The sequence below is a fragment of the Chryseolinea soli genome (assembly GCF_003589925.1).
GTDB classification, from domain to species: domain Bacteria; phylum Bacteroidota; class Bacteroidia; order Cytophagales; family Cyclobacteriaceae; genus Chryseolinea; species Chryseolinea soli.
Window position 1 is genome coordinate 5,006,836 of record NZ_CP032382.1, and the last position, 18,400, is coordinate 5,025,235.

At 48.2% G+C, this 18,400-nt stretch carries 24 protein-coding genes; 8 read left to right on the top strand and 16 right to left on the bottom strand.

Going from position 1 to position 18,400, the window contains the following annotated elements; translation table 11 throughout:
* Positions 1-335: 335 nt before the first annotated feature.
* The 4 genes from D4L85_RS21260 to map all read right to left on the bottom strand — a co-directional run bounded on the left by D4L85_RS21260 (position 336) and on the right by map (position 4,545).
* Positions 336-1,022, bottom strand: a complete 687-nt coding sequence (locus tag D4L85_RS21260; RefSeq protein ID WP_119756193.1) for a Type 1 glutamine amidotransferase-like domain-containing protein — start codon at positions 1,020-1,022, stop codon at positions 336-338.
* Positions 1,023-1,175: 153 nt separating this feature from the next.
* Positions 1,176-1,685, bottom strand: coding sequence for an STM3941 family protein (locus tag D4L85_RS21265; protein WP_119756194.1), 510 nt, complete (start codon positions 1,683-1,685; stop codon positions 1,176-1,178).
* Between the two features lie 133 nt (positions 1,686-1,818).
* A complete protein-coding gene (locus D4L85_RS21270) occupies positions 1,819-3,612 on the bottom strand; it encodes a PQQ-dependent sugar dehydrogenase (protein WP_119756195.1) in 1,794 nt (597 codons plus the stop codon).
* Positions 3,613-3,780: 168 nt separating this feature from the next.
* Entirely contained in the window at positions 3,781-4,545 is a 765-nt protein-coding gene (gene map, locus D4L85_RS21275) for a type I methionyl aminopeptidase (RefSeq protein ID WP_119756196.1), read from the bottom strand.
* Between the two features lie 230 nt (positions 4,546-4,775).
* Here map and D4L85_RS21280 point away from each other — a divergent pair, with 230 nt between their 5' ends.
* The 3 genes from D4L85_RS21280 (at position 4,776) to D4L85_RS21290 (ending at position 6,294) form a co-directional block, all read left to right on the top strand.
* The gene (locus D4L85_RS21280; protein WP_228450563.1) at positions 4,776-5,276 is read left to right on the top strand and encodes a Crp/Fnr family transcriptional regulator; all 501 of its coding nucleotides are present in this window, start codon (positions 4,776-4,778) and stop codon (positions 5,274-5,276) included.
* Between the two features lie 76 nt (positions 5,277-5,352).
* Entirely contained in the window at positions 5,353-5,799 is a 447-nt protein-coding gene (locus D4L85_RS21285; RefSeq protein WP_119756197.1) for a DoxX family protein, read from the top strand.
* 6 nt (positions 5,800-5,805) lie between these two features.
* Positions 5,806-6,294, top strand: a complete 489-nt coding sequence (locus D4L85_RS21290; RefSeq protein ID WP_119756198.1) for an ester cyclase — start codon at positions 5,806-5,808, stop codon at positions 6,292-6,294.
* A 4-nt stretch (positions 6,295-6,298) separates the two neighbouring features.
* Here the strand turns inward: D4L85_RS21290 and D4L85_RS21295 are convergent, their stop codons facing one another.
* Entirely contained in the window at positions 6,299-7,072 is a 774-nt protein-coding gene (locus D4L85_RS21295; RefSeq protein WP_119756199.1) for an SDR family oxidoreductase, read from the bottom strand.
* Between the two features lie 133 nt (positions 7,073-7,205).
* Here D4L85_RS21295 and D4L85_RS21300 point away from each other — a divergent pair, with 133 nt between their 5' ends.
* The 4 genes from D4L85_RS21300 (at position 7,206) to D4L85_RS21315 (ending at position 9,910) form a co-directional block, all read left to right on the top strand.
* Positions 7,206-7,616, top strand: a complete 411-nt coding sequence (locus D4L85_RS21300; RefSeq protein WP_119758888.1) for a winged helix-turn-helix transcriptional regulator — start codon at positions 7,206-7,208, stop codon at positions 7,614-7,616.
* A gap of 137 nt (positions 7,617-7,753) precedes the next feature.
* Positions 7,754-8,278, top strand: a complete 525-nt coding sequence (locus D4L85_RS21305) for a dihydrofolate reductase family protein (protein WP_228450565.1) — start codon at positions 7,754-7,756, stop codon at positions 8,276-8,278.
* Positions 8,279-8,318: 40 nt separating this feature from the next.
* The gene (locus D4L85_RS21310; RefSeq protein ID WP_228450567.1) at positions 8,319-8,702 is read left to right on the top strand and encodes a RidA family protein; all 384 of its coding nucleotides are present in this window, start codon (positions 8,319-8,321) and stop codon (positions 8,700-8,702) included.
* Between the two features lie 227 nt (positions 8,703-8,929).
* The gene (locus D4L85_RS21315; RefSeq protein ID WP_160143894.1) at positions 8,930-9,910 is read left to right on the top strand and encodes an ornithine cyclodeaminase family protein; all 981 of its coding nucleotides are present in this window, start codon (positions 8,930-8,932) and stop codon (positions 9,908-9,910) included.
* Positions 9,911-9,954: 44 nt separating this feature from the next.
* Here the strand turns inward: D4L85_RS21315 and D4L85_RS21320 are convergent, their stop codons facing one another.
* The 11 genes from D4L85_RS21320 to D4L85_RS21370 form a co-directional block, all read right to left on the bottom strand.
* Positions 9,955-10,794: an SDR family oxidoreductase gene (locus D4L85_RS21320; RefSeq protein WP_119756202.1), complete on the bottom strand. Its 840-nt coding sequence runs from the start codon at positions 10,792-10,794 to the stop codon at positions 9,955-9,957.
* A gap of 181 nt (positions 10,795-10,975) precedes the next feature.
* Entirely contained in the window at positions 10,976-11,398 is a 423-nt protein-coding gene (locus D4L85_RS21325; RefSeq protein ID WP_119756203.1) for an OsmC family protein, read from the bottom strand.
* A gap of 98 nt (positions 11,399-11,496) precedes the next feature.
* Positions 11,497-12,600, bottom strand: a complete 1,104-nt coding sequence (locus D4L85_RS21330; RefSeq protein WP_119756204.1) for an NAD(P)H-dependent flavin oxidoreductase — start codon at positions 12,598-12,600, stop codon at positions 11,497-11,499.
* A 12-nt stretch (positions 12,601-12,612) separates the two neighbouring features.
* Positions 12,613-13,065 (bottom strand): nuclear transport factor 2 family protein, encoded by a 453-nt coding sequence (locus tag D4L85_RS21335; protein WP_119756205.1) that lies wholly within the window; start codon positions 13,063-13,065, stop codon positions 12,613-12,615.
* 4 nt (positions 13,066-13,069) lie between these two features.
* Entirely contained in the window at positions 13,070-13,804 is a 735-nt protein-coding gene (locus D4L85_RS21340; RefSeq protein ID WP_119756206.1) for an SDR family NAD(P)-dependent oxidoreductase, read from the bottom strand.
* A 4-nt stretch (positions 13,805-13,808) separates the two neighbouring features.
* Complete coding sequence (locus D4L85_RS21345) at positions 13,809-14,027, bottom strand: tautomerase family protein (protein WP_119756207.1); 219 nt, start codon at positions 14,025-14,027, stop codon at positions 13,809-13,811.
* Between the two features lie 12 nt (positions 14,028-14,039).
* Positions 14,040-14,576 carry a YceI family protein gene (locus tag D4L85_RS21350; RefSeq protein WP_119756208.1) on the bottom strand — a complete coding sequence of 179 codons (537 nt, stop codon included), beginning with the start codon at positions 14,574-14,576 and terminating at the stop codon, positions 14,040-14,042.
* A gap of 132 nt (positions 14,577-14,708) precedes the next feature.
* The gene (locus tag D4L85_RS21355) at positions 14,709-15,299 is read right to left on the bottom strand and encodes a Crp/Fnr family transcriptional regulator (RefSeq protein ID WP_228450568.1); all 591 of its coding nucleotides are present in this window, start codon (positions 15,297-15,299) and stop codon (positions 14,709-14,711) included.
* 90 nt (positions 15,300-15,389) lie between these two features.
* Positions 15,390-16,199 carry an AraC family transcriptional regulator gene (locus D4L85_RS21360; protein ID WP_119756210.1) on the bottom strand — a complete coding sequence of 270 codons (810 nt, stop codon included), beginning with the start codon at positions 16,197-16,199 and terminating at the stop codon, positions 15,390-15,392.
* An 83-nt stretch (positions 16,200-16,282) separates the two neighbouring features.
* The gene (locus D4L85_RS21365; protein ID WP_119756211.1) at positions 16,283-17,299 is read right to left on the bottom strand and encodes an SDR family NAD(P)-dependent oxidoreductase; all 1,017 of its coding nucleotides are present in this window, start codon (positions 17,297-17,299) and stop codon (positions 16,283-16,285) included.
* 142 nt (positions 17,300-17,441) lie between these two features.
* Positions 17,442-17,849 carry a DoxX family protein gene (locus D4L85_RS21370; RefSeq protein WP_119756212.1) on the bottom strand — a complete coding sequence of 136 codons (408 nt, stop codon included), beginning with the start codon at positions 17,847-17,849 and terminating at the stop codon, positions 17,442-17,444.
* 130 nt (positions 17,850-17,979) lie between these two features.
* Here D4L85_RS21370 and D4L85_RS21375 point away from each other — a divergent pair, with 130 nt between their 5' ends.
* Positions 17,980-18,318, top strand: coding sequence for a winged helix-turn-helix transcriptional regulator (locus D4L85_RS21375; RefSeq protein ID WP_119756213.1), 339 nt, complete (start codon positions 17,980-17,982; stop codon positions 18,316-18,318).
* The last annotated feature ends 82 nt before the right edge of the window (positions 18,319-18,400 follow it).

The following is an 18,400-nucleotide window of genomic DNA, read 5'->3' on the forward strand; positions in this document are numbered from 1 at the left end:
GGGACGGAATTATTGGTTGACGGTGGTTTCACAACTACGCACTAGAATAATTGTTTCAAAAGTATAAGTTTTTTCAAATCCCTGCTTCTTCCGGAAACAGGGATTTTTTTTGTTGCTATAGTCGAGAGCCGAAGATGTCAAGAATGGATTCCATCGACCGGTTGTTTAGCAAAGTGGAGGGCAGCCACATAGTCCTCACGAAATATTTGAAGGTGGTCAAAAACCAGAAGTCCCGTGTCACCCCGATAACCAAAGCTAAACATGCGTTTCGCTGGAACTAAAGCTGAAAGCAGTACCGTCGCTGATACTGCGCTGTGTCTGTCTCGCAGCAATACTTATGTGGCGGCTCGTGTTTTGTCAGGGTCAAATAACTTCCACTTTCCCTCAGATACGACTTCTATAGTGCTGTCAACAAATTTAATCGCCGTTTGATCATCAATCATATAAGAGGGTACAAGTAGCGTCTTTGCCAACTTTTCCTGATTTGCTAAAGAATTATCGGGGAACTGCTCATGGTCAAGATGAGGATGTATGGCAAAATCGACCATTCCCAAACACTTATCACTATTCGGGGGTAAAGTATGATTGCCATAGGTAGTTCCAAAGCGTGTCATGATCATACTTCCGGCACTCAAACCCACATACACCATTTTGTGTAGCAGCGATGGTAACATTTCTGCCAGCCCGGATTGTTGCATCCAATAACAAAGATATTGACAGTCACCACCACCGACCAGCAGGGCATCGGTCTCTTGAAGCATGGGCACCCAAAGTTCTTTTTTTATGGTGGGTAGTGCTGTAAGCTCCAACACTCCCAAAGATTTCCAACCCGCTTCGCAAAAAGGATCACCTAACGTTCCGCAGATCACTCCCCTTATGATTTCAGCACCACCGCGTATGCCGTAAATAGCCGTAGGAACGAAGAGCGCTTTTGAGTCTTCAATGGGTTTGCCCAACAGGTCAACCAATGCGTTGCGGATGCTTTTGTTGCTGATACCAGCCGAGGTGAGGAGAAGTTTCATATTTATGCCTTCGTTATCATGACACAAATCTCGCCCACGAAAACATTGTCATCGCAGGCGTAATGCGACAACTGTAAGGCTAAATGCGACAAAACTCTACTCAAAATTGAAAGCAGACCGGCCAAAGGCAAGGGTGTTGTGTGCCCGTGCTAATTACAGAAGTCTGCGTTTCAATTTCTCTTTTCTATCCTCCGGTGGCACTTTGGTCATTGCCAAAATGAATTCAGCTAGTTTAACTTCGTCAACGGCAACTTGTCCAAGTGAAATATTTATTTGCTGCGGACCAAAGTCAACTAAATTTGAAAGTGATCTGGCAAATTTTTCTTTCTTGATTGACGGTAAGTAGTTCTTGTCCACTGTCAAAACAACAAATTTTTGCCCTAACAGATCAATGGAATATGCGCCTTTAATAATGTCCCAATTAATGAAGTCTGTATAGGTTGTCCGATCAAATACACCGAATTCGTTTATGATGATTTGTGGTCGTCTGTCAAGCAGATGATAGATTCCAATGGGATAACCAATGCCGAATAAACCAGCAATCCCATACCCAACCAAGGTGTCCGTCTGCATCGAAAGAATTACTCCACACATAACGAAGAATGAACAACGCAACATCAGTTTCGTTGCTTTCCACGGGGAGTTATAGAGTTTAATGTCCATTGATTAGAAGTGGAATCTGTCGTGGCGCATGGCTGACACTATTTGATAGATACACCTACTCCATCTATTTCACTATTGTCTTTTTCCGATAATGCATCCATTCACATAACAGGATGCCCGGATTCTCATCCTATTATGGCATTCTTTTGCTTGAGGATGAACTTCTGATTTCCGATACCTTTACGGCGCTAACAGGTTTTGATTCATTCCCGAACCTCTTTCGGACATAGGTTAGAATCGACGCGAGGGCATGATCGTCCAGATGACTGTGCTTTGGCATGAGTCCATTATAGGTCTTTCCTTTGACCACGATGTCCCCCTGAATTCCATTCAGTACAACACCGATCAGTTTTTCTTCGGACCCTGAGACCCACTCGGAATCGACCAATGGAGGGAAGCGGTTGTTGTCCCCTTTTCCATCGCCCTGATGGCATGCCATGCAATAGGTATTATACAGGATCCTGCCACTATAGGTGTCCCCCTCTTGCACCAAATCCTTGACCGGGTCGGGGTCCCTGATATAGCTTTGGGTCTTCTTTCGATTTTCCATGGCGGCCAATTCGGATGGCCCAAATTTGTCCTTGTCCCCTTTATACATGACCCTCCAGATCTTTCCTTGATTGGATTCGCTGATATAGAGGGACCCATCCGGGCCTGTTGAAAGTCCCATCGGCCGATAGACGGCATCGCTGGTATTCTTAACGATATCGACCCCGGCAAAGCCATCGGCAAAAACCTCCCATTCCCCAGTAGCATTACCGTTCTCATCAAAGGGCGCAAAACAGACTATGAAACCGGACATGGGGTAGGGTGCACGGTCCGTAGATCCATGAAAGGCAACAAAGACGCCGTTGTTATAGCGCTTTGGGAATTGGTTGCCCTGGTAGAACATAACATCCATGGGGGCCCAATGTCCTGGAAACCCGATAGCGGGCTCGTTGTATCCGCCAGCCTTGCCTACGATTTTGCCATCGCCGCCGTATCCGGGCTGCAAGACGTTTTTCTTTTGAAGTTGATCATAATAGGCATAGGGCCACCCATAATCGGACCCTTCTGTCACCTTCATAAGGGTCTCGGAGGGGAGCATGGCGGCCTGCCAATCTGTATAGAGGCCGGGAAAAATGGTATGGAAATTATCGATCCCGTTCCCTACGGCATACAGACTTTTGTCTTTAGGATTCCATTTCATCCCCACGATACTTCGGATACCGGTTGCGAATTTGGTCCCATCTTCTTGGGTCAGGTTGATCTTATTGGCATCGAACCGCCATATCCCCGCATGGTTCTCCAACTCAGGACAGGGGTCCAACCCTTTTCCGTTTGGTATTCCGACAGGTCCATACTTTTCCATGTCCTGGCATGCGTCAGAGGGGGCGCCAAAAGGCACGTACATATTTCCCTTGTCATCAAACGCAACGGGCTTTGTCGTATGCCAGTTCCTTGCTACGTTGGGATCCAGATCCGTCAGTACCACTTCGGGTTCACCTGGGGGGACCAATTCACCCGGGGTCATTTTGGTCCGGAAGATATGTTTTCGGGTACTGACATACAGGTAGCCATGATGTATCGTAATACCCGTGGCACCCTTGCCTTGATCCAGATAATTTCCGAAGCGGATAACGCTATCAGCCTTGCCGTCATGGTCGAGGTCCCGTATTCCAACGGTTCCTTTGCCATCGTCGGAATGCTGAAGCTGGGCATAGATATCACCATTGTCGTTCACGGCAATATGCCGGGTCTCACCAATACTGTCAACGACCACCAGCGCTTCGAAACCTCCGGGAAGAAATAGGCCACCGTCATCTTTATCAGCCATTGGCAAAGTTGTTCCCGATGGACTGGAACACTGCACGAATGCAAGTACTAAAAGCAAACTCAATGGCGCTTTGAAAATATTCGTCAACGGTTTCCTGAAATCTAAGTTCATATGCTTTCCGATGGAAATTCAAGTTGTATTACCTAAAGATAAATCGATGACTAGATATTTATAGTAAAATACTTGATTTCTGTCGGATCACTTCTTGGAAGTCAGATGAAATGGCTTGTCCTATTTTTATTGGTTGACAAATTTCAGGCAAGCCGGGCCGCGACGACATTAATCCCAAATGCCATTCTGCACCGTAAATATCACCGGCTGACCATCCGTCACCATAATGGTGTGCTCATGCTGTGCAACAAAACCACCTCTATTCCCGCGCAGCGTCCAGCCATCGGCTTGTGTGGCGGCAAGGGTTGACCGTGTTGAAATGAAGGTCTCGATCGCTACTACCGAATTCTTTTTGAAACGCGCCGTGTTATGCCGGTCGCAGTAGTTCGCGATCTCGTGGGGTTCTTCGTGCAAGCCGCGACCAATGCCGTGCCCGGTCAGATTTTTTATTACCGTGTAGCCAGCTTTTTTGGCCTCCGTCTCGATCAATCTTCCGATCTCCGATATTCTGACACCACCGGTGATTTGGCTGATCGCCTTTCTCAATATCGCTTTCGATGCTTCTACCAATTTGCCGTGGCCGTGGATATCTTCGCCCAATACAAACGAGCCGCCATTGTCGGCCCAATAGCCGTTTAGTTCTGCCGATACATCAATATTTATCAGGTCTCCTTCTTTCAGGATTTTATCCGCGGTGGGTATGCCGTGCGCAGCTTCCTCGTTAATACTGATGCAGGTATAGCCGGGAAAACCATAGGTTAGTTTTGGTGCCGAACGTGCGCCCAGCTGTGTCAGCAATTTGCCGCCATACTCGTCAAGCGCCTTTGTGGAGATGCCCGGTTTGGCAAATTCACGCATCTTTTTGAGGGTGATGGCAACAGCATCACTTGCCTGTTGCATTCCAATTCTTTCGTCTTTGGTCGTGATAGACATTTTAATTTTTTTTATCCCTATCAAAATTAACAATTAATCGATAGCGGTGCCCATCGCCCTTCTAACTTCTTTCCGGGTAACATGAACAGCGGGGGACACGTTATTATCACCATGCGGACACCCTATCCGGCTACAGATGGACTACTATGATGGAATTCGATTTACTCCTTAAAAATATTGCCCGGCACGTGCAACTCGATCAGACCGAGATCGATTTTTTCACCTCCTTGTTGGAAAAGAAAAAATTAAAAAAGAAGAAATTTTTACTGAAGTTCGGGGAGATCTGTAAAACTGAAAACTTCATCGTCAAGGGTTGTTTAAGAGTGTATGCCGTTGATGGGAATGGTTTTGAACATATCGTGATGTTCGGCATTGAAGACTGGTGGGTGAGCGACCTCTTCAGTTTGTGGACAAATTCTCCAACGACCTATTACATTGATGCGTTAGAGGACACTGAACTTCTGCAAATTTCTAAGGCAAACCTCGACGCGCTTTATGAACGGGTTCCCAAGTTTGAACGATTCTTTAGAATAATTCTTCAAAACGCTTACAGTGCTCAACAGCTTCGGATCAACCAGAATCTTTCTTATACAGCAGAGCAACGCTATCTTAACTTTGTTGAAAAATACCCGTCTTTTGCGCGGCGAATTCCTCAAAAACAAATATCCGCTTATCTCGGCATGACGCCCGTCTTCCTAAGTATGCTCCGGAAAAAGTTGAGTAAGAAGTGATTTCTTCAACTACTTTAATTTTTTTGACGTTGAATCTTCGTTTTTTTGTGCCCTGATAACAATTCAAAAGAAAAAAATGACACAAAAGATCTTCGCTACCCGTAACGACCTGACTGGTTTTATAACCCGCTTAACTCTCGGACTGGTGATGTTCCCACATGGGGCACAAAAAGTATTTGGCTGGTTTGGCGGCCCCGGGTTCACCGGTGAGATGAAGTTTTTTACTGAAACCTTGCGCATGCCCTGGCTACTGGCTTTCGCCGTGATCGTCATCGAATTTTTGGGGTCCATCTCCCTGATCATTGGCTTTGCGTCGAGGCTTTGGGCGGTTGCTATGATTTTCCTTTTTATAGGCATCATCTTCACAGGGCATGTTGACAATGGTTTTTTTATGAATTGGTATGGCGATCAAAAAGGAGAGGGGTATGAATATCATTTGCTGATCATCGGCTTGTCCCTCGCAACGCTCATCGGTGGGAGCGGAAAATATTCGGTTGATAGAATTTTGGTCGCGGATAAATAATTGCAAATGGAAAAAGTAACGCGTTTTTCGTTGATGATCGGTCTTCTGGCGGTTGGCTCCTGTGTTTCAAATCCCATGTCGGAAGAGGACAGGAACGAGCAAATCATTCAAACCTATTTCAATGAAGTCTGGAACAGGGGCCATGTTGATGTCCTCGACGAGCTGTTAAGCACAGCGTATATCAATCATACGCCATCGACCCCCAACCCTCCAAAGGGCGCCGTGGGACTAAAACCCATCGTGCTCGCTATTCGTAAAGGCTTCCCTGATCTGCATTATGAAATAAAAGAAATCATTGCCACGAAAGACAGAGTTGTGGCGCGTGTGGTCATGACGGGAACTCAAAGCGACACGTTATTCGGCATTCCCCCAACCGGCAAGCGTGTTGAAGTGAATCAAATCAATATTGAGAAAATTGAGAACGGTAGAATTGTAGAACATTGGAGAGTAACCGATGAACTGGCCATGATGAAACAGCTTGGTGTTGTCCAATGATAAGCTAATTCTGCGGTAGTAATTGTTTTGTATTGTTCTCCGAATTAACCAAACCGAAAGCCATTTTAGGAAAGAGCCTGTTGACCAGGTAGAGCAACTTCGTATCGCCAACACGAATGGTAAATTGATTCTTCTGAAGTCCTGCGATAAGTTTTTTTACCAATTCTTCAGGGGTCAATTTCTTATCGTTCCTGCTGGCGGTCATGTCTGTCGCCACCACCGGAGGTAAAAGCTCAAACACTTTCACCGAGCTGTTGAGAACCTCTAAATGTTTCCTGAGCGCCTCTGTGTAAAAACGCAGGGCCACTTTGGAAGCGGAATAGGTCGCTTCGATCACCGAAGGAACATAACTAAGAATGGAAGTGGTGTTGATAATGGCCCCTTCCTTTCTTGATTTCAACATTTCCATAAAAAGGTTGTTCAGACGGATCACGCCGAGATAATTGACATTCATTTCATGCTCCGCCTCATGGGAATGCCTGTCGTTCGCTACTCCCAGGTTAGTGGAGAGGCTTAAAACACCGGCATTATTATATAGAATATCGATTCCACCGAGTTCCTTGATTTGATTGAAAAGCGTTTGCGCATCGCCGGCATTGGCAACATCACTTTTTATGGCCGTCAGGGCTGGATATAATTTTTTCGCCTGGTCCAATTTTGATTGATCCCTTCCAGTGATGATCACTTTAGCACCCTTGGCTAGAAATTGCTTTGCTGCTTCGAGGCCAATGCCTGCCGTGCCGCCGGTGATCAATATTGTTTTTCCTTGTATTTCCATGTTTTGACCTTATTTAATAGTATTTAATGTGCCGGGTTTGTTTCTTTTCGTCTTGTCCTTTAAATTTACTTGCAAATTGCAAGTGCAAAGATTGTTATTTACTTGCAAAATGCAAGTGATTTATGCTATTTTTATGAAGAAGACGAAAAAACGATCGGATTGCCCGGTGAGTACCTCGCTGGACATATGGGGAGATAAGTGGTCACTGTTGATCATCAGGGACCTCATGTTTGCAAAAGAATGCACCTATGGCGACTTTCTAAAATCCCCGGAAGGTATAGCGACGAATATTTTGGCCTCAAGATTAGAAGTGCTGGAGGAAAACGAGCTGATCGAAAAATTAGATCACCCGGACAGCAAAGCAAAAGTGTTGTATAGACTCGCCAAAAAGGGAATTGACTTACTTCCCATCATGATTGAAATAAACTTATGGGCTGAAAAATATTTTCCCATACCGGCCGATAGAAAGGCAATGTTGAAAGAGGTGAAAAAGGATAAAACCGCATTTATTAAATCAAAGATCAAGGAATTGGAGACGCGATGATTAGGGGATTCAAGGGAAAAGCGTTTTGCAAGACAAGCATAGGGAAACTGTCGTGGATAGACACTCATTTTTAACAGAATTGACATCAACAGCGCATACCGAAAATGACGACAACCCCATTTAAACTAACGATCCACATGGTCTCAAGCCTCGACGGGATCATTGCCAAAAAAGACAATAGCGTTTCGTGGTTTGATACCCCTGACCACTACGAGAAGGGCGTTGGCGAACCAGACGTAGCAGCGTTTCTTAAGACAATAGATTGCTACGTCATGGGCGCCCGCACCTACGAACACGCCATAGAACTTTCGAAGTCCTATGGCTGGGCTTATGGGGACGTCCCGACCATCGTGGTAACCCACAGAAACATTCCCATTGACAGACCCAACATCGAAATTTACTCAGGTGACTTGAACAAACTTGTGAATGAACGGCTCAAGCCAAACTATAAAAATGTTTGGCTCGTCGGCGGAGCACTGCTCGCCAAGGATTTCATTCGCGCAAAATTGGCGGACGATATCAGGTTGTCGGTCCTGCCCATTATTTTGGGTGACGGACTGCTGTTTTTTGATCAGATCGGAAAAGAACAAGCCCTGCACCTCAAAGACGTGACCGCCTACAAAAGTGGAATGGTGGAGTTGTGGTATGAAATAAAAAAATAGTCGCACCGAAGCCATGCGATAATCCGTAAAAGCTCTTACTATGGAAAACAGAAGAAATCACAACTCTACCAAAGTGCCCCGCATGTCGGAGATATTTCCCCAGGCGGTCATTGCCGACAAGTTTGTCTTTCTATCGGGAACTCCCGGCATCAACCCCTCGACGGGAAAGCTTAGTGAAAGTTTCGAGGAACAAACGAGACAAGCGTTCTTAAACATAAAAACCATATTGGAAGAAGCCGGAAGCAGTCTGGAGAAAATTGTGAAGACGACGGTTTTTATGGTTGCCGGCAACGACTTTGCTTTGCTGAACAAAGTCTATAACGAAATCTTTCCCGCCAATGCCCCAGCGCGAAGCGCTCCTCAGGTGATGCCGTTCCCTGGAGGCATTTTAGTGTCTGTTGAGTGCATTGCACTTTTGGAATAATTTAAGTTGTGTTTTACGCGAAGTTGGAGATCCCGTGCGTCTCCGTCTTGCGCACTGGCGTTGAGGAACTGCCGACGTGCAGCCGTTTCCTGCAATGCCCACTTTTTCAGCAAAAAGAGTTCAGAAAAGTAAACAAGATCCCAAAAGTAAATTTCCTTCTATACTTGATGATCTGAGTTTTATAGCTTGTATGGACGATTCTCGATGCTATGGATCTCCAGGAAACATTGATCATCACCAAACGGGAAGTAGAGTGGCTTTTAGATATCCAGGAATGCATGGATGCCGTAGCGTATGCTTTTAAGTTGCATGCCGAAGGAAAAGCTTTGCAGCCCAAAATACTTGGCCTTCACGTTCCGCACGGCGGCTTTCACATCAAAGCCGGAGCAATGGATCTTGGGCGGCCCTACTTTGTAGCAAAAGCAAATGCAAACTTCCCGGACAACATGAAAAACAATGGGCTCCCCACGATACAAGGCGTCATTATAGTTTGTGATGCTGCCAACGGAAAACTGCTCGCCCTGATGGACTCTATTGCAATAACCGTCATCCGAACGGGAGCCGCGACAGGTATTGCTGCAAAATATCTGGCAAGAAAGGACGCCAAGGTGGCAACGATCTGCGGATGCGGCAATCAAGGCAGAGTATCATTGAAGGCCATGATGACTGTGCGCCCCATCGAAAGGGTCTATGCTTACGACATTGACCAAACACAAAAAAATAAGTTCACCAAAGAGTTGACGGAAGCGCTGAACGTTCAGGTCATACCGGTTGATGACCTCGGCTTGGCCGTGAGGCAGAGCGATATCTGCGTGACCTGCACGACATCGAAGAAACCTTTCCTGAATAAGGAAGATGTCAAACCGGGGACATTCATTGCCGCGGTCGGGGCCGACAGCGAAGACAAACAAGAGCTACAAACCACGTTGCTGGCATCCTGCAAATTGGTGGTTGACATCCTGGAGCAAAGTGCAACGATCGGAGAGCTTCATCATGCGCTGGAATATGGAGTGGTTACGCGTGACCATGTTCATGCCGAATTGGGTGAGATCATTGCCGGCAGTAAAACAGGGCGAACGTCTGATGATGAAGTTATTGTCTTTGACAGTACGGGGACAGCCTTGCAGGATGTAGCCTCCGCGGCCATTGTTTATGAGAAAGCGATCGGAGCTGGAATTGGGATGAGCGTGAACTTGGCGAACGGATGAGCAAAATATGAAATCACCGTTGATGAAAACGCTGTAAGGTGTTTCTATTTAAAATCCGCCCCGATCGTTATTGACTTCCATTCTTCCAACTCCGCAGACATCGCCGTTAATTTTTCCGAGGCTCTATTGTAAGCATCCTTCCCAAGAAACAGATGAATCGGGGGCTCCGGACTTTCAGCCAGTTCCATAAATATTTCAGCTGCACGATCCGGATCTCCTGCCTGTTCGCCATTCATAGCAAGGTAACGCTCCTGTGTTTTTTTCACGGCTTCGTAGCCGTCAATGTTGGTGGTGATGAATTCAAGCGAGCCCTTGGTTAAAAAGCCTGTGCGAAAACCCGAGGGTTCGGCAACAGTGACTTTGATCCCAAATTCTTTAACATCCAAAGCGAGCACTTCAGAGAAGGCAGCGACAGCCGCTTTGGTGGCCGAATATACAGACCACCCGGGAGCACCCACAAAACCTGCAACCGAACCGATATTGATAACATAGCCAGACCGTTGACTGCGCATAATGGGCAAGACACTTTTTGTAACGTTGATGGTGGCCATGACATTCACATTGAAAATGTTTCGGATCGCCTGTTCACTGATATCTTCCACCGTTCCCGCCATACCATAACCCGCATTGTTCACCACCACATCGATGCGGCCGAACGCGGCCAGGGTTTGCTGAATGGAGTCGTCGATACAATCGGGGTTTGTGAGATCGACTGCGAGGGGGAGGAAACGGGTCGAGTCGATCAGTCCCACCGACTGGCTCAATTGGTGCGCGTCGCGGGAGGTGGCAGCGACGCGATGGCCGTTGGTGAGCAATTTTTTTACGAGCGTCAGCCCTAATCCCTGGGAGGCTCCGGTTACATACCAAACTTTTGGTGTGTTCATGATGTGAATGTTTTTATATGTTTATTCAGAAAGGTCGTTTCATTTGGGGCGTTACCACTTTTATCGGTGGTTGCCATGGCCGATAAGTTATTTCTTATGAGCGTACCATCTTCCCAAACAACATCACACTTCATGCTGGTACGCTCACTCGAAATAAAAATGAGCAACGCTTAACCCTCCTTCACGAAGGATAGGAAACACTTAAAGTAATGGGCACGCTCAGCGCCCGGGATACAAGACAATTGGCTTTAGCGCCTTCGGCAAACTCACGAAAAGCCTCGGCGGATACACCGTTGATCAACGATGCCTTCATCTCTAAATGAATGCCCGTGATCGAAAGGCTCGCCATGTCCACCTCAAGAGTGGCTTCGGTGTTCAGATCGTTGGCTATAAAACCTGCACGCTCGAGGGTGGCACTGAGCGCCATGGTAAAACAGCCTGCGTGCGCCGCGGCGATCAATTCTTCCGGATTGGTACCGATGCCAGACTCGAACCGGGTTTTAAACGAATAGGGTGTTTGATTAAGGACCGTGCTTTGAGAAGATATTTCGCCTTTACCTCCTTTAAGATTGCCATTCCAATGTGCTTTTGCTGTGCGTTTCATGGGTTTGTTTTTGTTGGGTTGAAAATTTATGGATTCAGTAATAAATTATCTGAGTACGGGCGACGGATATTTCGTGTCTATGATGACAGGTTCCGGGATCAATTAGTATGATTTGCTTTTTTGCTCAGACTATCAAAATATGCCGTCGTTTCTTCCAGGATTGATTTCATCAGCGCATCGGCTTTGGTGTGTTTCAGCACTGGCGCGATCTGACCACCCCAGAACAAGATCATATCCCATTGCTCTTGTTCCAGGGCCGCCGTCCGGAGGGGCGACATGAACTGGGTTTGCAGCGGGAAGGGGAGAAAGCCTTTTTCTTTTTGGTACAGGTCTTTGGCGATGCGGCTGGTCAGTCCCCGGCCCAGCCGGCCGGTGAAGGCCCGTGATAAGGTGGTGTACTTCGCGGCATCCGAAAATAACATTTGTCTATGGATTGGGGTGGCGTTGGATTCGTCGGTGGCCAGGAACGCGGTGCCGATTTGTGCAGCATCGGCACCGAGTGCCAGGGCGGCAGCAACACCTTTTCCATTGGCAATGCCACCGGCAGCGATGATCGGCGTTTTTACTTTTTCTTTGATGAGCTGGAGCAACACAAACGTTCCGGTGGTCGACGATTCGGCAGGCGCGAGAAACGACGGGCGATGTCCACCGGCCTCAAAGCCGGAAGCGATGATAAGGTCGACGCCGGCAGATTCCAGGGCGATCGCTTCATCCAATGTAGTCGCAGCTCCAACGGTGACGATACCCAGCCGGCGGCATTGTTCGAGGATGTCGGCCGAAGGGATCCCAAACATAAAGCTAAATACCGGCGGGCGCTGGTGAAGGATCACCTCGACCTGGTTTTCGAAACGGGTCTTGAACGGCGCAGGCTTGGCGGGTAGCGGAATTCCCAGCGCGTCAAAATAAGGCTTGAACAACTCACGCGCTTTTCCAAACTGCTCGTCCGAAACGGCGCCATCCACGGCATCGGTATCCGAGACCCACAGGTTGATGTTGTAAGGCTTGTTCGTGGCCGCTTTGATCTGGCGATCAACGTCCAGGATCTCCTGCGGGCTGAGCGTGTAGGCCCCGTATCCGCCAAGTCCCCCGGCGTTGGACACTTTGGCCACCAGCTCGACCGACGACAGATTGCCGCCAAACGGCCCTTGCAGGATGGGATATTGAATGCCCAGGAGCTGTGATGCTTTTGTTTGGTACCACATAGCGTTAAGGTTTTATTTGGCCACGTCGGTGATCATTTTATTGACGATCATCCAGCGGTTGTCAATTTTATGAAAGGAGAGGAACTGATCATAGCTAAAGTCGTACATTTTTACGTTCGCCTTTACCATCGCGATGGAGTTGATCACCTCCACCGAGTAGATCGTTCCCTTAAAAGGCTTGCCGGAATCTTTCGGGCTTTGGCGGTTCTTCACACCGTCGAGATACATGTCGAGTGCCTTGGCGTAGGGTTGTCCTTTCACGTCCCCGAACAACAAGGTGCCGGGGTTAAAGATTTTTTTCAGGGCATCGATATCGCCTTCGTAGAGGCCTTTGAAGTAATACGTTTCCAGGGCCTGGGTGATGGCTGCTGAATCTTGTTTTGTGGTTTCCATGTGCTTTGAATTTTGTGCTTTTGAGACCAGCGAAGCGCTGATCAAAAAAGCGGTTAGGAAAAGGGTTTTCATATAGTTAGCTCAGATGGTGTCCTGCTCCCATGCCACCGTCGACGTTGATGATGGCACCGCTGACAAAGTTACTCTTCGCCACGGTGTACACTATTTGGGCAATGTCTTCCACTTCACCGATGCGGTTCACCAGGTGCAATCCTGCACTTTCATCGGCTCCCGCGCCATGCATGGGCGTGCGGATCACACCCGGTGCGATGGTGTTGACCCGGATGTTTTGTTTGCCAAATTCTGCAGCCAGTTGCAAGGTGAGGGCGTGGATCGCTCCCTTCGAAGCAATCGGCGCCGTGGAGGGTGCACCACCCAACGCGTGGTTAACGAGCGGGGTGCCGATATTGATCACCACGCCACCATGTTGTTTTAGCATTTGAGGAAGGATAGCCTGTGTAGTGAAAAACGAACCCTTCAGGTTGGTGTTCAGAAACCGGTCCAGGTAAGCTTCGTCCACTTCGAGGAACGGCTTGGTTTCATAGATGCCGGCATTGTTCACCAGGATATCGGCCGAGCCGAATTTCTCGAGGGCGATGGCCAACAATTTTTCTCCGGTGCGTTTGTCCCGCACGTCGCCCGCTACCCTGGCGAGGTTTTCACCGCCACCCAGTTCCTGGTAGGCCTTCTCCAATTTTTCGGCAGTAGCCGAATTGATCACGACGTTGTCGCCATTTTTCAGAAAGTGGCGGGCTACTTCTTTACCGATGCCGGATGAGGCACCGGTAATGATCACGGTTTGCTTTTTCATGGTGTTATTTTTTATCTGCTGTAATCCCTTTTTCTCTCAACACCGACACTTGCTCCCCGGCAAAACCCCAGTCGTCCAGTTCAACCTCCTGGATCACCACGTGGGTTAGTTGCGGGTCTTTATTTAGAACATGGGTCATCAGATCGGTCACGCCTTTGATCAGCTTTTGTTTTTGTTCTCTGGTGACACCTTCGCGGGTTACTTCTATTTTAATGTATGGCATGGCTTTGTCTGTTTATGCTAAGACAGCTTGGTTAGCAGTTTTCGCGGTTACCGTTACGTCCAGTTCGAAATGATCATAGATCAGGGTGTCGCCCAGGTTCAGAAAGAAGTTTCCGGAGCGGAATTTCATTTCATATTTGGTGCGGTCGATGACCAGCTTGCCGGAGGCGGTTAACAAGTCGCCATCGGTCTTCACCACAGCATCAAAACCAACGGGGTGCGTGATGCCTTTGATGGTGAGGTTGCCATTCACATGGTTTCCTGAAGCGGAAACGATCTCCAACACGGCTTCCGGATATTTTTCGGAGGAGAAGAAATCATCCGAAGCAAGGTGGCCGGCAAACTGCGCGTTGGTGGCGGGATCGGTGATGTCCAGGATCTTAATGGCGGTGGTGTCGACGATGATCTTGCCGCCGGCGACCTTACCATCGTTCAAAATAATTTCGCCTTTCTTAATGGCGATGGTGCCGTTGTGTGTACCGGTTACTTTTCTGCCCACCCAGTCGATATTGCTTTGGGGGCCTACGATTTCAAATTTTTGATTTTTCATTTTTGGTGTCTTCATTGTGACACTCAAAATAACGTAGGATGCCGCCGGGGGTCGCGTGACCTAGATCACTTTCAAAAAAGAAGGGCACTTATGTGATGTAGATCACATCACCGAAGTGACGTAGATCACATTTCAGGGGTGGTAGAGGCGGCTAAGGGTTTCTCTGGAGACACCCAGGTATGCGGCAATCAGGTTTTTAGGGACGATATTATAAAGTTCAGGATACTGTTTTAAAAGTTCCTCGTACCGTTCCTTAACGTTGTTGTTCATCACGGAGAGCAACCGTTTCTGCGTAGCGAGAAATCCCTTATTGGTTCGCCAGCGAAAGAAGTGCTCTACGCTATGCAGTTCTTTGCATACCTTTTCCCTGTCGGCATTGGAAAGGGAAAGCACCTGCGCATCGGTGATGCAGTCCAGGTTGATGGTGGCTTTGGTTTGATTATAGAGTGCGTTGAAGTCGGTGGTCCACCACGTGGACATGGCAAACTGCAGGATGAACATCTTTTGTTCATCGTTGATAAAAAAGGACTTTAAACACCCCGAGACCACAAAGTATTCATGCTCGACGTGATCGCCTTTGCTAATGATGACCTGCCCTTTATGAAAACTTTGGCTTTTGAAATGCGAAAAGAAATAATCAAACTGATCATCCGTGAGAATGACCGTTTTGGCAATGTGTGCTTTCAGGATTTCTTTGGCGTCCATGAGGGTTGTCGCTGACAAAAGTAAACAATTTTTAAAGGTATACATCCTGCGTCGATCGGCCTACAGGGGCGGACGGAATTATCCATATGGGGGACACGCTGTCTGGCGCTACCGGTTGAGAAGCGTGTTGGGCGGATATCCAAAGTGGTTTTTGAAAGCATGCGAAAAATGGGAGAGGTTCTCAAAGCCCACTTCAAAATAAACGTCGATGGGTTTTCGCTGTTGTTGGGCGATCTGATAATGCGCCAGCTGCAATCGTTTTTCGGTCAGCCATTTTTGGGGCGTGGTGTGGTATGTCTTTTTAAAATCCCGCCGGAAGGTGGCCAGGCTGCGGCCCGTGAGATAGCCAAACTTGTCCATGGTCATATTGAACATAAAGTGCCGCTCCATGAAGTCGGAGAGGTTTATTTTGCCGGGCTCGTCAAAGTCGGCCAGCAATCCATCCACGCTTTTGTCTATCGACCTCAGGATGCTGATGGCTTCTTCAATTTTAATAGCGGCGATATCGCCGGGCAGGTTTTCGCCAAGATCAAAATAGGGGATGAGCGAGGCGAGGCAGCTCTCCAGCAACGGGTGTTTGGAGAAGCGATATACTTTTGAGAGCGAGGCTTTTTTTCCAACGGCCTTGCGTTTAGCGTAAAATTCCTTCAGTCGTTCGGTGGTCAAATGCATGGCCACGGCTTTGTGCGGCAACCCGTCTTTGGGGTAGTTGATGACCGTGGCCAATTGGTGCCGCGGGATCAGGAAGGTATCGCCGGCATTAAAAATATACGTTGCGTCGGCCAGGATTATTTTTGTTTCACCCGAGATAAACCAAACCAGCATGTGGTGCTCGAACATCACTTCTATTTTGAAAGCCTTGCCGGTATACTCCGACAGCTTGATATCGGGCGTGATGTATTTCGTTTCAAAGTCCATTTTCGAGGGCAATCGGTTCACAAATAAAAGTAAGCCGAATATATGCATTCGGCTTGAGATCGCGATTGAACGGTCAGGATCGCTTAGGCCACGGGGAATGAAACGCCTGTCAGGTCTTCGGTGAGCGTCCATAATTTTCGGGCAAGGTCAGCGTCCAGGGAATAGGGTTTCACACCGCGCAAGGATAAGGGCTCACCATAATTGTGTTCAATATTTCCATTGTCCAGCTCAGCGACGTCTGTGTTCTCGCAATAAACACCACCCATACCGTTCAGGTTTGGGCTGGTCGCGCACCACACGGAGGTAGCGGCGCCCTGCTCGACAGTCTTGAGTTTGGCGGCCACTTCCGGTTTTATATTTCCGGTCTCATCGTGGGTACCCATTTGCTGAAACAACGCCATGGGAGCAACTCGCCCCAGGTCGGTGCCATTGACAGAACCCGGGTGCACGGAAAAGGCCCGTACCCCAAACGTCTTGGCACGACGATCCAGTTCGACCGTGAAGAGATTGTTGGCGGTTTTCGATTGTCCATAGCCCTGCAAGGTTTCATATTCCCGTGTCAGGAAATTGGGGTCATCAAAATTGAAGGGCGCCATCTGGTGACCAAACGAGGACACATTCACCACCCTGCCACCGTTGGCCTTCTTGAGTGCGGGCCAAAGCCGGGCGGTTAACTGAAAATGTCCTAAATGATTGGTGGCAAGTTGAGATTCGTAGCCACGTTTATCCCGTTGCAGCGGCACCCACATGATGCCGGCATTGTTGATCAGGAGATCCAGTGCGCAACCCAGGGCAAGAAATCTCTTCGCGAAGGAATCGATCGACGCCGGCGTCATTAAGTCCATGGCCTCGACGGTCACATTTTGAATCCCTTTCAAATTGTTTGCAGCCTTTTGAATGTCGCGGGCCGGTACGATGACCGTTGTGCCTGCGCGGACAAGTGTTTTCACCGTTTCCAAGCCAATGCCAGCATAACCACCGGTGACGATAGCGGTTTTGCCGCTGAGGTCGATCCCGCGGATCACATCATGCGTCGTTGAGTTTGCGTCGAACCCCGAATGAATCGGTTTCTGTAGCGTTCCGTTATGATTGTCTTTCATACTTTGTAATAGTTTTAGACAAAAGTAAAGGGCATGTCACGGAACCGTTTTGTTTAAAACGTCAAGTTGCTTTGTTTAAAACGTCATTGTTATGAGGTCGATCACCGTCACGCGGCTTATCGGCCCATCCGCAGCGCCCTTCTTATTTTGACGCGATCGGCACCTTCCTAAACCGGCCCCAGGCTACGAAAGCGGCCAGGCCTGCAAAGACAATATTTACCCCGATCACCGAGGCTTCTCCTCTCATAATATGGAATAGGCTTGCGCAGACCATGAGGGCAATGACGCCAAGGGCAGCAATGGGTGTGAGTTTAGGTTGCGCGCGAAGTGCAGCAGGTAGCGTTAACCCTACGGCCCCTGCGATATCCACCAACCCGGTTAGTTTTACAAATGCCGCCGGGATCTCACCGGTCCACGGCCACATGGCGGAAAGTTTTTCTATCGATTGAAAACATTTCATTGCGCCTGCCCAAAGGAGGGTGGCGGCCAGAAGAAGTTGCACCACCCAAAGGGCGATGTGGAGCGTTTTTGATTTTTGTTGCGTTGTCATGTCAGGATCCGTTTTTGAGGATGGACCAAAGTAGCTACATTAGCTTTCCGTTGGAAAGCACTATCCCGTTGGATAGTATCTTGCCAATGGGATAGTGAGCAACACAACCCAATAACACACGCGACAAACGATGCTGACCAAAGGAGGATGTCCCAAGAATATGCTTTCCATCCGGGATGCATTGGAAGCCCTGGAAGGACGATGGAAATTGTTGATCTTATTTTCATTACAGGCAGGCGCCAAGCGATTTAAAGAGATCTCCAAAGAGGTGAATGGGATCACCGACAAGACGTTGTCTAAAGAGTTGAAAATTTTAGAGATGAACCGCCTGGTGAAACGGGAGGTCTATGATACGTTCCCTCCCACGGTGGAATACACCATTACGGCGCATGGCAAATCGCTGGAGAAGGTGATGGAGGAACTTCACTATTGGGGGCTGGCACATCGCAAGGAGATCATGGGGAAATGAACGGACGTGATCGTTGTTCGAACGTCGCCTCATTACCAATGGATGGTTTGCTGGCTTTATGTCGCATGACCCCTTCTGAAAA